This window comes from Paenirhodobacter sp. (genome assembly GCF_050177655.1).
GTDB lineage: Bacteria > Pseudomonadota > Alphaproteobacteria > Rhodobacterales > Rhodobacteraceae > Rhodobacter.
The window spans coordinates 116,828-131,018 of record NZ_JBFXGV010000002.1 but is presented as its reverse complement, the minus strand read 5'-3'; the positions used below and the strand labels follow the sequence as shown (position 1 = coordinate 131,018).

Annotated in this window: 17 protein-coding genes; 7 read left to right on the top strand and 10 right to left on the bottom strand. The window is 69.3% G+C overall.

Features of this window, described 5'->3' with window-relative positions:
* Positions 1-150: 150 nt before the first annotated feature.
* From AB7U46_RS01740 to AB7U46_RS01725, 4 genes are all read left to right on the top strand, one after another.
* Positions 151-939: an ABC transporter permease gene (locus AB7U46_RS01740; protein ID WP_428335266.1), complete on the top strand. Its 789-nt coding sequence runs from the start codon at positions 151-153 to the stop codon at positions 937-939.
* A gap of 240 nt (positions 940-1,179) precedes the next feature.
* Positions 1,180-2,361, top strand: coding sequence for an aspartate aminotransferase family protein (locus tag AB7U46_RS01735; RefSeq protein WP_428335200.1), 1,182 nt, complete (start codon positions 1,180-1,182; stop codon positions 2,359-2,361).
* Positions 2,362-2,431: 70 nt separating this feature from the next.
* Positions 2,432-3,358 (top strand): ornithine carbamoyltransferase, encoded by a 927-nt coding sequence (argF, locus tag AB7U46_RS01730; protein WP_428335199.1) that lies wholly within the window; start codon positions 2,432-2,434, stop codon positions 3,356-3,358.
* A gap of 61 nt (positions 3,359-3,419) precedes the next feature.
* Positions 3,420-3,965, top strand: coding sequence for an isochorismatase family protein (locus tag AB7U46_RS01725; protein ID WP_428335198.1), 546 nt, complete (start codon positions 3,420-3,422; stop codon positions 3,963-3,965).
* On the opposite strand, the gene AB7U46_RS01720 is transcribed toward AB7U46_RS01725, so the two are convergent.
* Entirely contained in the window at positions 3,962-4,843 is an 882-nt protein-coding gene (locus tag AB7U46_RS01720) for a LysR family transcriptional regulator (RefSeq protein WP_428335197.1), read from the bottom strand. The genes AB7U46_RS01725 and AB7U46_RS01720 overlap by 4 nt on opposite strands.
* 97 nt (positions 4,844-4,940) lie before the next feature.
* Here AB7U46_RS01720 and AB7U46_RS01715 point away from each other — a divergent pair, with 97 nt between their 5' ends.
* The gene (locus tag AB7U46_RS01715) at positions 4,941-5,966 is read left to right on the top strand and encodes a YeiH family protein (RefSeq protein WP_428335196.1); all 1,026 of its coding nucleotides are present in this window, start codon (positions 4,941-4,943) and stop codon (positions 5,964-5,966) included.
* Here AB7U46_RS01715 and hrpB read toward each other — a convergent pair.
* Positions 5,963-8,401 carry an ATP-dependent helicase HrpB gene (gene hrpB / locus AB7U46_RS01710; RefSeq protein WP_428335195.1) on the bottom strand — a complete coding sequence of 813 codons (2,439 nt, stop codon included), beginning with the start codon at positions 8,399-8,401 and terminating at the stop codon, positions 5,963-5,965. The genes AB7U46_RS01715 and hrpB overlap by 4 nt on opposite strands.
* A 7-nt stretch (positions 8,402-8,408) precedes the next feature.
* The gene (locus tag AB7U46_RS01705) at positions 8,409-9,158 is read right to left on the bottom strand and encodes a DUF3108 domain-containing protein (RefSeq protein WP_428335194.1); all 750 of its coding nucleotides are present in this window, start codon (positions 9,156-9,158) and stop codon (positions 8,409-8,411) included.
* Positions 9,159-9,279: 121 nt separating this feature from the next.
* On the opposite strand from AB7U46_RS01705, the gene meaB reads away from it, so the two are divergent.
* Positions 9,280-10,281, top strand: coding sequence for a methylmalonyl Co-A mutase-associated GTPase MeaB (meaB, locus tag AB7U46_RS01700; RefSeq protein WP_428335193.1), 1,002 nt, complete (start codon positions 9,280-9,282; stop codon positions 10,279-10,281).
* A 16-nt stretch (positions 10,282-10,297) separates the two neighbouring features.
* Here the strand turns inward: meaB and AB7U46_RS01695 are convergent, their stop codons facing one another.
* From AB7U46_RS01695 to AB7U46_RS01680, 4 genes are all read right to left on the bottom strand, one after another.
* The gene (locus tag AB7U46_RS01695; protein ID WP_428335192.1) at positions 10,298-10,831 is read right to left on the bottom strand and encodes a copper chaperone PCu(A)C; all 534 of its coding nucleotides are present in this window, start codon (positions 10,829-10,831) and stop codon (positions 10,298-10,300) included.
* A gap of 38 nt (positions 10,832-10,869) precedes the next feature.
* A complete protein-coding gene (locus tag AB7U46_RS01690) occupies positions 10,870-11,211 on the bottom strand; it encodes a hypothetical protein (RefSeq protein ID WP_428335191.1) in 342 nt (113 codons plus the stop codon).
* Positions 11,212-11,356: 145 nt separating this feature from the next.
* Positions 11,357-11,644: a 50S ribosomal protein L28 gene (gene rpmB / locus AB7U46_RS01685; protein ID WP_428335190.1), complete on the bottom strand. Its 288-nt coding sequence runs from the start codon at positions 11,642-11,644 to the stop codon at positions 11,357-11,359.
* Positions 11,645-11,771: 127 nt separating this feature from the next.
* The gene (locus tag AB7U46_RS01680) at positions 11,772-12,470 is read right to left on the bottom strand and encodes an NAD-dependent deacylase (RefSeq protein WP_428335189.1); all 699 of its coding nucleotides are present in this window, start codon (positions 12,468-12,470) and stop codon (positions 11,772-11,774) included.
* Positions 12,471-12,498: 28 nt separating this feature from the next.
* Between AB7U46_RS01680 and AB7U46_RS01675 the strand changes: the two genes are divergently transcribed.
* On the top strand, positions 12,499-12,963 hold the full coding sequence (locus tag AB7U46_RS01675) for a low molecular weight protein-tyrosine-phosphatase (RefSeq protein WP_428335188.1): 465 nt from the start codon (positions 12,499-12,501) through the stop codon (positions 12,961-12,963).
* Here the strand turns inward: AB7U46_RS01675 and AB7U46_RS01670 are convergent.
* The 3 genes from AB7U46_RS01670 to AB7U46_RS01660 all read right to left on the bottom strand — a co-directional run bounded on the left by AB7U46_RS01670 (position 12,933) and on the right by AB7U46_RS01660 (position 14,168).
* The gene (locus tag AB7U46_RS01670) at positions 12,933-13,229 is read right to left on the bottom strand and encodes a hypothetical protein (protein WP_428335187.1); all 297 of its coding nucleotides are present in this window, start codon (positions 13,227-13,229) and stop codon (positions 12,933-12,935) included. The two genes, AB7U46_RS01675 and AB7U46_RS01670, sit on opposite strands and share 31 nt — an antisense overlap.
* A 164-nt stretch (positions 13,230-13,393) precedes the next feature.
* Positions 13,394-13,582: a copper chaperone CopZ gene (copZ, locus tag AB7U46_RS01665; RefSeq protein ID WP_428335186.1), complete on the bottom strand. Its 189-nt coding sequence runs from the start codon at positions 13,580-13,582 to the stop codon at positions 13,394-13,396.
* Positions 13,583-13,634: 52 nt separating this feature from the next.
* Positions 13,635-14,168, bottom strand: a complete 534-nt coding sequence (locus tag AB7U46_RS01660; RefSeq protein ID WP_428335185.1) for a DUF2867 domain-containing protein — start codon at positions 14,166-14,168, stop codon at positions 13,635-13,637.
* Between the last annotated feature and the right edge of the window lie 23 nt (positions 14,169-14,191).

Below are 14,191 nucleotides of genomic sequence, written 5' to 3'. Positions count from 1 at the left end.
CCTCGTTTGGCCCTTGCGGGCGTTTCGCCCCATTCTAGTCGGGACAGGGCGAGATACAAGCGCCGGGCCCCGATTTCAAGGGGCGGACCGATTGCGGGCGCACGCCGGGGCGGGTAGGCAGGGCCAAAACGGGAGGGGACGATGCGCGAGATGGGGGTGCGCCGCTTCGGGCGGGTCAACGGGCTGGGCCTTGCCACGCTGGCCGGGCGCGAGGTGCGCCGCTTCGTGGCGGTCTGGCAGCAGACGTTGCTCGCCCCGGTGATTACCGCGGCGCTCTTCCTCACCGTCTTCGCGCTGGCCTTCGGGGCGGCGAAACGCGGCGAGGTGCTCGGCGTGCCCTTCCTCGACTTCCTCGCCCCCGGCATCCTGATGATGACGGTGATCCAGAACGCCTTCGCCAATACCTCGAGCTCGATCGTGATCGCCAAGGTGCAGGGCAATATCGTCGACACGCTGATGCCGCCGCTCGCGCCCTGGGAGATCCTCGCGGGCTATCTCGCCGGGGCGGTGGCGCGGTCGCTCGCGGTGGCGGTGCTGATCGCGGCGGGGCTGTTCCTCGCGCTCGGGATCGGGGTGGCGCATCCGCTCTGGGCGCTGCTCTGGATCGTGCTCGGCGCGGCGTTGCTCGGCGGGCTTGGTGTCGTCGCGGCGATCTGGGCGAACAAGTTCGACCAGATGGCGGCGATCACCAATTTCATCGTCACGCCGCTCTCGTTCCTGTCGGGCACCTTCTACTCGGTGGAGACGCTGCCCCCCGCGTTTCGGAGCTTCACCCATTTCAACCCGGTCTTCTATCTGATCGACGGGGCGCGCTATGGCTTTCTTGGCACCTCCGACGCCTCGCCCTGGCAGGGGCTGGCCGTGGTGCTGCCGGCGCTTGCGCTCGTGCTCGGCCTCGCCTGGGCCTGGCTGCGCGCGGGGTACCGGATGAAGGCCTGAGCGCGAGCCGATTTCCTTTGACATCGCACAGGCGCGGCGATACCTGCGCCGCATGATCACCCGGACCGCCCTTATCGCCCGTCCGCGACGTCGCCGCCCCTGCGTCTGACGTCCGATCTGCCGTGGCGGCTTGCCACATCCCCGTCAAAACCTGCCGATAATCCCGGGTCCACGCGCCGAAACCGTTGACAGATGCCCGGTCGCGTTGCACCCCTTGGCCTTCCATTCATGGAGCAGAAAATGATCGCTTCCGTCCTTCCGACTTACAACCGTGCGCCGCTCGCCTTCGTCAAAGGCGCGGGCTCCTGGCTCGAGACGGCGGATGGCGGACGATATCTCGACCTCGGCGCGGGGATCGCGGTGAATGCGCTCGGCCATGCCGCGCCGGAACTGGTCGAGGTGCTCACCGCGCAGGCGCACAGGCTCTGGCATGTGTCAAACCTCTACCAGATCCCGGAACAGCAACTGCTGGCCGACCGGCTGGTCGAGGCGACCTTCGCCGACACCGTCTTCTTCACCAACTCGGGCACCGAGGCCTGCGAGCTCGCGCTCAAGATGGCGCGCAAGTACTGGTATGACAAAGGTCAGCCGGAGCGGATCGAGGTCATCACCTTCGAGGGCGCCTTCCACGGCCGCTCGACCGGCGCGATCGCCGCCGCCGGCTCGGAGAAGATGGTGAAGGGCTTTGGCCCGCTGATGCCGGGGTTCGTGCATCTGCCCTGGGACGACATCGAGGCGGTGCGCGCGGCCGTCACCGAAAACACCGCCGCGATCCTGATCGAGCCGGTGCAGGGCGAGGGCGGCATCCGCCCGGCCTCGGACGCCTTCATGCAGGCGCTCAAGCAGATTTCGGAAGAGACCGGGACGCTTTTGATCTTCGACGAGGTGCAATGCGGCATGGGTCGCACCGGCCGGCTTTTCGCGCATGAATGGACGGGGGTGACGCCTGACATCATGATGGTGGCGAAGGGCATCGGCGGCGGCTTCCCGCTCGGCGCGGTGCTGGCGACCGAAGAGGCCGCCTCGGGCATGACCGCGGGCACCCATGGCTCGACCTATGGCGGCAACCCGCTCGGCTGTGCGGTGGGCGCGAAGGTGATGGAGATCGTTTCCACCCCCGAGTTCCTCGCCGCGGTGCATGCGAAGGGCGGTTTCCTGCGCCAGAAGCTCGAGGCGCTCGTCGCCGCGCATCCCGATGTCTTCGAAGGGGTGCAAGGGCAGGGGCTGATGCTTGGCCTCAAGTGCAAGGTCGCGCCGGCCGAGGTGGTGCAGGCGGGCTATGCCGAGAACCTGCTCACCGTGCCGGCCGCGCATAACGTGCTGCGCCTTCTGCCCGCGCTGACCATCTCCGAGGCGGACATGGCCGAGGCCGTCCGCCGCCTCGATGCCGCCGCCGCCGCCCTCGACCACAAACCGGCCTGATTTCTTCTTGGCCGAAATACTCCGGGGGTCCGGGGGCAGCGCCCCCGGCTTCCGCCAGAAAGACGAAACGATGCCCAATTTCCTCGACCTGCACACCACCGACGCCAGCGACCTGCGCAAGATCATCGATTCTGCCCGCGCGATGAAGGACGCCCGTCAAGGCCGCCCGAAGGGCGCACCCGACGACGACATGCCGCTCAAGGGGCATATGGTCGCGCTGATCTTCGAAAAGCCCTCGACCCGCACCCGCGTTTCCTTCGACGTCGGCGTGCGCCAGATGGGCGGGCAGACGATGGTGCTCTCGGGCAAGGAAATGCAGCTCGGCCATGGCGAGACGATCGCCGACACCGCGCGGGTGCTGAGCCGCTACGTCGATCTCATCATGATCCGCACCTTCGAGGAGGCGACGCTGCTCGAGATGGCGGAATATGCCTCCGTCCCCGTCATCAACGGGCTGACGAACCGCACCCATCCCTGCCAGATCATGGCCGACATCATGACCTACGAGGAACACCGCGGCCCGATCAAGGGGCGCAAGGTGGTCTGGTCGGGCGACGGCAACAACGTCTGCGCCTCGCTGATGCAGGCGGCGGGTCAGTTCGGCTTCGACTTCACCTTCACCGGGCCGCAGACGCTCGACCCGGAACGCGACTGGATCGACTTCGCCCGCGCGAAGGGGGTGACTGTCGAGATCGAGCGCGATCCGGCGAAGGCGGTCGCGGGCGCCGATCTGATCGTCACCGACACCTGGGTCTCGATGCACGATCCGGAATCGGCGAAGGAGCGGCGGCACAACCAGCTGCGCCCCTATCAGGTGAACGAGGAGCTGATGGCGAAGGCGAAACCCGACGCGCTCTTCATGCATTGCCTGCCGGCGCATCGCAACGACGAGGCGACCTCGGCGGTGATGGACGGGCCGCATTCGGTGATCTTCGACGAGGCGGAAAACCGGCTGCACGCGCAGAAGGCGGTGATGCGCTGGTGCCTCGGCAAGTAAGACGCGGGCGGGGGCGCCGCCCCCGCACCCCCGGAGTATTTTGACCAAGAAGAAGATCCCCATGAGCAAGAGCGCGCTTCTGATCATCGACATGCAGATGGATATGCAGGCGCGGCTCGATGCCGGGCGCGACGCGGTGAACCCCGATGCGCCGGCAAAGATCGCGGCGCTGGCCACGGCCTGCCGGGCGATGGGGGGCGAGGTGGTGCATGTGCGCCATCACGAGGCCGATCCCGCTTCGGGCTTTCACGCCGACGCGCCGGGCGCGCAGCCGATGCAATGCGATACGGCGCTGCCCGGGGAGGCAGTCTTCATCAAGTCGACCTCCTCGGCCTTTGCCTCGACCGATCTCGCCGCGCATCTGCGCGCGCGCGGCATCACCCGGCTGATCGTCACCGGTGCGGTGCTTGGCTTTTGCGTCACCTCGACGGTGCGCGCGGCCTGTGACCTCGGGTTTCAGGTGGTGCTGCCGACCGATGCGGTGCTGGGCTTCGATCTGCCGATGATGGGGCTCGGGGCGGAGCAGATCGCCGCCGTCACCTTCGGCCTGCTCGGCGCGGATTTCGCCACGCTCAGCGATGCCGCCTCGGTGATCGCGGACCTCTAACCCTCGATCAGCGCGATCAGCGCCGCGGCCGCGCGGCTGCGGTGACGCTGGGGATGGCTCAGCATCGCGAAGGGCCGTTCGGGTTTGGCGACCCAGCTCACCGGGCGCAGCACGACACGCGCGCCCCCCGCCTGCGCCGCGCGCTCGGAGAGCATCGCGACCCCGCCGCCCGCCGCCACCGCCGCGAGCACGGCCTCGTTCGAGGGGAATTCGAGCGCAACTTCGAGATCGGTCAGCGCAAGCCCCATCGTTGCGAAATGCTCCTCGGTCTTTGCCCGCGTGCCCGAGCCCGGCTCGCGCAGGATCCAGCGCAGCGCGCGGTAATCGGCGGCGGTCAGCGCCAGGCGCTCCGCCCGCATCTCGCCGCGTGGCATCACCAGCACCAGCTCGTCGCGCGCCACCACCCGCCGCACGAGATCCTGCTGCGTGACCTCGCCCTCGACGAAGCCGAGATCGGCGGCGCCCTCGGCCACCGCGGCGGCGACCTGCGCGGTGTTCTCCTGCGTCAGCACCAGCTCGACCCCGGGATGCGCCGCCTTGAGCCGCGCGAGATAGGGCGGCAGCCAGTAGCTCGCCACCGTCTGGCTCGCGTGGATGCGCAGCCGCCCGCGGGTTTCCTGCACGAGATCGTCGAGCACCGATTGCGCCGCCCCCGCCGCGTTCAGCACCGCCTGCGCCGCGGGGATGAAGGCGCGCCCGGCCTCGGTCAGCACGATGCCGCGGCCGACGCGGTCGAAGAGCTTGACCCCGTGGCGGGTCTCCAGCGCCGAGACCGCCGCCGAGACCGCCGATTGCGTCAGGTTCAGCGCGCGGGCGGCGCGGGTGACATGGCCTTCGGCGGCGACGGCGAGGAAGATGCGGAGCTGATCGAGCGTCATGGAAAATTGATAAGCAATTCCGAATGAAATCAGAAGAACAATCTGATTTTTCGATTGCAGCATCGGAGGCATTCTGCACCGAACCAAGGAGTCCCCGATGTCCGAAACCACCGCCCCCGTCCCGCCGCAGAATTTCCTCGGCCGGATCACGCCGCTTCTGCCCGGCCTCGCGCTTGCCGCGGGGCTTGCCGCCGTCTCGGTGCCGATCCCGCATCTGCTGGGCATCAAGGCGCTGTCGCCGCTGATCGTGGCGATGGTTCTGGGCATCGCGATCCGCAATACCGCGGGGTTCCTGCCCGCCGCGCATCCGGGCATCGCCTTCTCACTCAAGCGCGTGCTGCGTTTCGCGATCATCCTGCTCGGTTTCCAGCTCACGCTGACCGAACTCGACCAGATCGGGCTGAGCGGCATCGCCGTCGTCGTCGCGACGCTGAGCGCGACTTTCGTCTTTACCAAGTTCATGGGGCGGCTGCTCGGCGTCGACCGGCAGCTTGCCGAACTGATCGCCGCCGGCACCTCGGTCTGCGGCGCCTCGGCGGTGATCGCCTGCAACACGGTGACGCGCGGCAGCGACGAGGATGTCGCCTATGCGGTGGCCTGCGTCACGATCTTCGGCACGCTTTCGATGATTTTCATGCCGATGCTGGCCGCGCCGCTCGGCCTCGTGTCGCAAAGCTACGGGATCTGGGTCGGCGCCTCGGTGCATGAGGTGGCGCAGGCGGTGGGGGCGGGATTCGCGCTCGACGATCACGCCGGGCAGATCGGAACGGTGGCAAAGCTCGGTCGCGTGATCCTGCTCGCGCCGCTGATCCTGAGCCTTGGCGCGATCGCGGCGCGGCGCGCGGAGGAGGCCTCGACCGCCCGCCCCCCGATGCCCTGGTTCGTCTTCGGCTTCATCGCGGTGATGCTGGTCAACTCCGCGGTGAAGGTGCCCGAGGCGGTGAGCCATCAGATCGTGATGGTGACCTCCTTCCTGCTCGCCATGGCGCTCGCCGCGATGGGGCTGGAAACCGACGTGCGCAAGCTGCGGCTGAAGGGGCTGCGGCCGCTCGCCCTTGGCGCGATCGCCTGGCTCTTCATCGTCGGCTTTGCGCTGATGATGGTGAAGGCGCTGGTGGCCTAGGTGCCGCGGGGCTTCGCGCGCGTCGTCGGATCGGCCTCGCGCGGGTTTTCGGGCCAGGGATGGCGGGGGTAGCGCCCCCGCATTTCCTTGCGCACCTCGGCGTAGGAGCCATCCCAGAAACCGGGCAGATCCATCGTGACCTGGATCGGTTTCGCGCCCGGCGAGAGCAGCGCGATGCGCAGCGGGTGGCGTTTTTGTCCGACGGTGGGGTGGGTGGTGAGGCCATACATCTCGGGCAGTTTCACCTCGATCGTCGGCACCTCGCCCGAGTAGTCGATCGGCACGCGGCGCCCGAGCGGGGTTTCGAAATGGCTTGGCACGAGGCGGTCGAGCTCGGCCATCTGACCCCAGTCGAGCTGCGCGCGCAGCGCCTCGGTGAGGTCGAGATTGCGCAGATCGCCCTCGGTCCGCGCCTTCGTCAGGAAGGGCAGCAGGGCGTCGCCCGCGAGGAGCGCTTCGTCGGAAAGGTCGGGCAGATCGGGGTTCCCCTCGCGCGCGATCACGACGCGGGCGCGGAACCGCGCGGCGGCGGGCGAAAGCGTGAGCCCGATCTGGCGCAGCCCGTCGAGCGCGCCGCGCGCCAGCGCCGCGGGCGGGGCCTCGGGCCAGTGACGGTCCTCGAGCACGAGGGCGCCGAAGCGCTCCTGCCGGCGCGCCACGACGCGGCCCTCGCGCTTCGACCATTCGCAGACATCCTGCCAGCGGATCTGATCGGCATAAAGACGGCGCAGCTCGGCGTCGGCGAGCGCGACGCCCTGGCGCAGGCGCGCCTCCCGCGGGTCGCCGTCGAGATCGGAGGCGACGATCAGGCGGTGTTTTCCGAGCGCGTCGCTCTCGTCGACCACGGCACCCTTGCCGCCCGAAAGCACATAGCGCGCGGCCTCGCCCTTGCGGCGCAGCCCGATCCGGTCGGGGTAGGCGAGCGCGAGTTGCTCGGCCAGCGAGAAGCGCTCGGTCCCGGGCGTGACGAGGCGGGCGAGGCGTTTCGCCTCGAGGCGGATGCGCTCCACCGCGCCGCGATGCACCGGCCAGGGGTGATCGGCCTCGAACCGGCCGGGATTGGCGATCGCGGCGAGGCGCAGCGCAAGGTCCGCAGGCGCGCCGCGGATCGGGTCGCGCTCTTCCAGCGCGGCGGCGAGCGTCGCGGCCTCGGGCCCGGCGGTGACGAGCATATGCGCGAGCCGCGGGTGCAGCGGCAGGGCGGCAAGCGCGCGGCCATGGGCGGTGATCCGCGTGCCCTTGAGCGCGCCGAGGTTTTCGAGCAGCGCGCGCGCCTCGGCCAGCGCCGGGGGCGGGGGCGGGGTGAGAAAGGCGAGATCGCTGCCGTCCGAACCCCATTGCGCAAGTTCGAGCGCGAGGCCGGCAAGATCCGCCACCGCGATCTCGGGCGGGGCGAAGGCCGCGAGCGCGCCCTCCTCTCCCTTCGTCCAGAGCCGGTAGCAGATCCCTTCCGCCACGCGCCCGGCGCGGCCGCGGCGTTGCTCGGCCTCGGCGCGCGAGACGCGCTCGGTCACCAGACGCGCCATGCCCGAGGCCGGGTCGAAGCGCAGCCGCCGCGCGCGCCCGGCATCGACGACGGTGCGGATGTCCTCGATCGTGAGCGAGGTTTCGGCGATCGCGGTGGCGAGGACGACCTTGCGCCCCGCGGTGACAGGCGCGATCGCGGCGCGCTGGGCGGCGAATTCCATCGCGCCGAAGAGCGGGCGGATCGCGACCTCGGGCGGCAGGCGGTTTTTCAGCAGCGCCTCGGTGCGGCGGATCTCGCCCTCGCCGGGGAGGAAGACGAGCACGCCGCCAGTGGTTTCGGCGACCGCCTCCTCGATCAGCGCGGCGGTTGCCGCCTCAAGCCGCAGCCCGGGGGCGAGCGACCGGCCAAGCCAGCGGGTTTCCACCGGAAAGGCGCGGCCTTCCGAGCGGACCACGGGCGCATCGTCGAGCAGAGCCGCCACCGGTTCGGCGTCGAGTGTCGCGGACATGACCAGCAGTTGCAGATCGGGGCGCAGCGCGCCGCGGGCCTCCCAGGCGAGGGCAAGGCCCAGATCGGCGTTGAGCGAGCGCTCGTGGAATTCGTCGAAGATGACGAGGCCGACGCCGGTCAGCTCGGGGTCGGATTGCAGCATGCGGGTGAGGATGCCCTCGGTCACCACCTCGACCCGGGTGGCCTTCGAGAGTTTCGCCTCGCCGCGGATGCGATAGCCGACCGTCGTGCCGACGGCCTCGCCCAGCGATTCGGCCATCCGCTCGGCCGCGGCGCGCGCGGCAAGGCGGCGGGGTTCGAGCATCACGATCCGCCCGGCGATCTGATCCATCAGCGCAAGCGGCACCCGCGTCGTCTTGCCCGCGCCGGGGGGCGCCATCAGCACGGCACGGCCCGCCCGCGCGAGGGCGTCGCGCAGCTCGGGGATCACGTCGTCTATGGGCAGCCTGTGGTTCACCCGGCCCTTATCGCCGTTTCAGCCGGCCTTTGCCAAGGATCGTATCGGTCTCGATCTCGACGACCTGCAGGCGCTGGCCGTCGGGGGTGGGGGCATAGGTCAGGGTGAAGGGGAAGCGGCTCTTCTCCGCCATCTCCTTCTTCGAGAAGCCCTCGAGCCGGCGGTATTCGCCGGTGCAGACCACGCCCTTGCCCTTTTCCACCGGCGCCGAAAGCGCCACCTGCGAGCGTTTCGCGCCGTCGAACATGGTTACGGTGAGCTTGCAGGCATCGCTGCGGTCGACGTCGCGCAAGACCGCGTAAAGCGCGGTGAGCGGGTCGATCGTGCCGGCCTGTTTCGCCGGGTCGACATCGGTCGCGCGCGGTTTGCGCGGCGGCTCGCGGCTGACCGAAACGGGCACGCCGCCCTGATAGACGATCACATGCCTGGCCTTGTCGTCGCCGCGCTCGGCGGTTTCCTCGAAATGCGTCGGCGTGAAGGCGCCATTCGCGAAACTGCCGCTCACCGAGGCGTCGTAGCGGATCGTGCGCAGCATCGCGGCGAGGCCGGTCGTCTCCATCGTGCCATTGGCGCCGTAGGTCGCGCCGGTGATCTTGCCGTTGATGCTGAGCCGGCCGGCGGAGACACCCTTCAGCACCACGTCGAAGACGATGCGGTCGGTCTGGTCGGCCTGCAGCGGCGCCGCGGCGAAAAGACCGAGCGCCAGCAGGGCGCTGCGGGCGGCGGCCCGCGAAAGGGTCGGGGTCATGCGGATCATGGCTTCCTCGCGATTGGCCTTGGCTCTGGACATACACCGCCCGAAGAGGGCATGAAACCGAAACAGTGTCACGACGGATGACGCTTTCGTCAGATCCGTCCTCCTCAGCAAAGGCTTGCCGATGCAACCCGTTTCCGCCTCCCCCGCCCAGACCGAGGATCTCGCCACGCGAATCATCGCCGGAGAGCGCCGCGCGCTTGCCCGGGCGATCACGCTGGTGGAATCGGGGCGCGCCGATCACCGCGCGCAGGCGACGGCGCTGCTCGACCGGATCGCGCAGAGCGGGCGGCAGGCGCTGCGGATCGGGCTTTCGGGCACGCCGGGGGTGGGCAAGTCGACCTTCATCGAGGCCTTCGGCATGATGCTGACGGCGCAGGGGCTGAAGGTGGCGGTGCTGGCGGTCGATCCGAGTTCGGCGCGGTCGGGCGGCTCGATCCTCGGCGACAAGACGCGGATGGAGCGGCTCTCGCGCGATCCGATGGCCTTCATCCGGCCCTCGCCGAGCCAGGCGCAACTGGGCGGCGTGGCGCGGCGCACGCGCGAGGCGGTGGCGCTTTGCGAGGCGGCGGGTTTCGACGTGGTGCTGATCGAGACGGTGGGCGTGGGCCAGTCGGAGACGCTGGTCGCCGAGATGACCGATCTTTTCATCCTGCTGATGGCGCCGGCGGGCGGCGACGAGCTGCAGGGGGTGAAGCGCGGCATCATGGAGATGGCGGACATGATCCTCGTGAACAAGGCCGATGGCGATCTGAAGCCTGCGGCGATGCGCACGGTCAGCGATTACGCCGGGGCGCTGCGGCTTTTGCGCAAGCGGCCGCAGGATCCGGAGGGCTTTCCCAAGGCGTTGCCGGTCTCGGCGCTGGCGGAGGACGGGCTCGCCAAGGCCTGGGAGGAAATGCGCACGCTGGCCGATTGGCGGCGGGCGAATGGCGCCTTCGACCGGCGCCGGGCGACGCAGGCGCGCCACTGGTTCGAGGCGGAAGTGCGCGAGGGGCTGCTGGCGCGGCTGACCGCGGATCCGGCGATCCGGGCGAAGATGGGCGCGCTGGGCGAGGCGGTGGCCGAGGGGCGGACCGCCCCGGCGGTGGCCGCGGCGGAAATGCTCGCGACGCTCGGGAACTGAGCGCCGCGAGACGGGATCAGTTCGCGGGCATGCCCTGCATGCCGCCCATGCCGGGCATCGCCGAATGGTCCATGCCGTTCATCTGCATCGTGCCCATCGGCGAGGCGGTCTTGACGGGCACGTCGACGGCGACCTCGCCTGCCTGTTCGAAGGTCAGCACTAGATGCACGGTGTCGCCCCCCGTCAGCGGCTGGCGCAGGCCGAGGAACATGATGTGATCGCCGCCGCGGGCGAGCGCATGCTTGCCTTCGGCCGGGATCTCGAAGCCCTCGGGCACCTCGAGCATCTGCATCACGCCATTGGCGCCGGCCTTGTGGGTATGCAGCTCGACGCGGTCGGCGATGTCGGAGGAGGCTTTCACCAGCCGGTCGGCAGTGGCGGAAGCGTTGTCGATCTCCATGAAGACGGCGCCGGATTTCGACATCGGGGTCGAGGCGATCGCATAGGCATCGACGATGGTGATGCTGTCCTGCGCGAAAGCGGCGGGGGCGCAGGCGAGAGGGGCGCAGAAAACGGCCGCGGCGGCCAAGGCGCGGGGGAAACGGAACATTTTTTCTCCAGTCGGTCCAGGTTGTCTTGAGACGAAGGTCAGACAGTGGCCGGCGGATCGCGCGCACGCGGCTGCGGCACCTGCGTGCCGCGCAATTGCATCGGCTCGACCGGCTCGATCCGCTCCACCCGGCCTTCGGGACGCGTGAAGACCGGGGGCGGGGTGTCGAGCGCGGCCATCATGCCGAGCACCATGTCGGGGCAGAGGTGGACAGGGCCTGTGGGATTGCCCTCTTCGTCCACCGTGACCGTGGTGATGCCGTAGCCGGTGCAGATGACGATCTCGGTGCCCACGCGCGTCTCGCCGCGGGCGACGGCCATGGTCAGGCTCGTCACCGCGAGGATCGCCGCCATTGCGGCGCTCAGGACGGATCGCATCACGCGTTGGGTCATGGCGCGAGAGTAGCGGCGGGGCGCGGGGGGCGCCAGAGGCTTCGCGCGGGGGAGGGCGATTCGTCGCCTGCCCGGCCAAAAGAAAAGACCCCGCGCGGAAGCACGGGGCCCGTTCAATGCGTCGAAGGCGCGATCAGGCGGCGGCCTGGGCCTTGAGGATCGCCTTCTTGATCTTGAGCGCGTTTTCCGACAGCTCGCAATCCGAGGCCTTCGCGAGGAAGGCGTCGAGCCCGCCGCGGTGGTCCACGGTGCGCAGGCCGGCGGCCGAGACGCGCAGCTTGAACGACTGGCCGAGCACGTCGGAGATCAGGGTGACATCGTTCAGGTTCGGCAGGAAGCGGCGACGCGTCTTGTTGTTCGCGTGGCTGATGTTGTTGCCCGACATCGGGCCCTTGCCGGTCAGTTCGCAGACGCGCGACATGGCGTTATCCTTCGTTTCCTCGGGGCGCGCACGGCAGCCCTATTCCAACAATACGAACGCCGCGCAAGGCGACGCCCGGAAATCTGTCCGCGGGGCATAAGGGCAAAGCGGCCCCGCGTCAAGCGATTCATGCGCCTCTCGCGCGCAGCCCGGCCACCCATTCGGGCACCACGGTGGTCGCCGGGCCGTGGCGGGCCTCGTCGAAAAGCCGGGTTCCGGCGGAGGGTTCGAGGTTGAGCTCGAGCGTCGGAACGCCCGCGTGCATCGCGTCGGCGACAAATCCCGCGGCGGGATAGACATTGCCCGAGGTGCCGATCGAGACGAAGAGATCGGCCGCGCGCAGGGCCGTCCAGATTTCCTCCATCCGATAGGGCATCTCGCCGAACCAGACGATGTCGGGGCGCGTCGCGGGGCGGCCGCATTCGGGGCAGGGGTCGGCGGGGCGCATTTCCATCGGAGCGGGCCAGCGCGCGCCACAGGCGGCGCAAAGCGCGCCGGCAAGCGTGCCGTGCATGTGGATGACGTTGTGCGAGCCGCCGCGCTCATGCAGGTCGTCGACGTTCTGCGTCACCACCAGCACCTCGAATCGCGGATCGGCCTCAAGCTCGGCCAGCGCGCGATGCGCGGCATTGGGCGCGGCCGCCGCCGCCGCCGCCCGGCGCGCGTTGTAGAACCGATGCACCAGCGCCGGATCGCGGGCGAAACCCTCGGGCGTGGCGACATCCTCGATCCGGTGCTCCTCCCAAAGCCCGTCCGAGGCGCGGAAGGTGCGGATGCCGCTTTCCGCCGAGATCCCCGCGCCGGTCAGAATCACGATCTTTGCCATCGGCCGATCCTCCGCTACATCTTCTCCCATGCGTATCCTGTTTCTCTGCCTTGGCAACATCTGCCGCTCGCCCGCCGCCGAAGGCGTGTTCCGCTCGCTCGCTGACGAGGCCGGCTTTGTCGTCGAACTCGACAGCGCGGGCACCGGCAACTGGCATCTCGGCCATCCGCCCTACGGGCCGATGATCGCCGCGGCTGCGATGCGTGGCCATGACCTGCACGCGCTGCGGGCGCGCCAGCTCACGCGCGAGGATTTCGACCGCTTCGATCTGATTCTCGCGATGGACCGGCAGAACCTGCACGACGCGCAGGCGCTGGCGCCGGCAGGGTCACGCGCGCAGATCGCGCTGTTCCTCGACGGCGAAACGGGCCCCCATGAGGTGCCCGATCCCTATTATACCCGCGATTTCGATGGCTGCCTCGACATCGTCGAGGCGGGGGCGCAGGCGCTTCTCGTCCGGCTTCAGCGCGCGCAGAGCGATTCGGCGTTCTGAGCGAAGCTCTTGTAGCGGTTCCAGAAATCCTCGTCCGAGGCGCGGTCGGACATGCGCACTTCCTGGGCCTTTTCCGGATCCTTGAAGAAGGCGGCGGCGCGGCGCTGGTCGGCGCTCGTCAGCGACATGTCGGCGACCTGCTGGATGCAGCCGCACAGGGCGCGGTCCGCGGTGCGGCCGGCGCGCATGCAGGCGCTTTCCACCGGGCCGGCCACGGCGGCGCTGCCCATGACAAGGAATGCGATCACGATCGGGAGTTTTTTCATCTGCTGCCTCATGTCCGCGGGCGAAGTCGGTGCTGCGCCCGTCAATTTGCAGCGGATTCTAACGGATTCGGCAAGAAATCTCAATGCGGTGAGCGGATTTCCGCCGCCCGCGCGCGCCTTGCAACCCGTGGTGGGGCAGGGGCGCGAGGCCCCAAGCCCTTGGGTCAGGCGATCACCTCGGCCTCGTAGCCCGCGGCCTTGAGCGCGGCGAGCACGGTTTCCTCGGGCAGGCCGTTCACCTCGACCTCGCGGTCCTCGAGGCTGACGAGCGCCTTGCCGCCGACTTCGGTGATCGCCGATTCGACGGCGGCCTTGCAATGGCCGCAGGTCATGTTCGGAACGGAAAGGATCATGGCGTTTCTCCGGCTTTGGATGCGAATGATCTGCGCCCGTGCAGGGCGCGCGTCAATGGGGTTTTGCGGCCTCGGCGCGGGCGCGGCGCAACCGCCACAACATCGCCCGGACGATGAAGCGATGCGCCGGTCCGACGGGCAGCATGTAGAGCCGCCCGAAGAGGTTGTGCGTCACCACAGAGGAGGTGATCGCGACCTCCGTCCCCCCGGCGACGGGCGTGGCGGTGACGCAGGTCATCACGTCGAGATGGCGGTCGCGCGCGGTGAGCAGGAGGCGTTCGGGGCGCGCCTCCTCGACGAGGAAGAAATCGAGTTTTTCGCCCGCGGCGATGTGGCTGCGTTGCGCGCCGCTGAACCCTTCGATGCGCTCCACCCCGAAGCGCGCGGAGATCGCGTCGCGGATCTTCACCGCAAGCGCAAAGCCCGGCAATCGCCGCGCCATCACCGCGTTCCAGGCTTCGAGCGCGTCGAGAGGGCCGGCGACGGTAACGCGCGAGACATGGCAGAACCGGCAGTCCTGCGCCGGCGCGAGCAGCCTTGCGGCGCCCGGAAAACCGGCAGGGGCGGGGAAGGTTGCGGGGAACATCGGCAGCACCTTTCGCAGTTGCG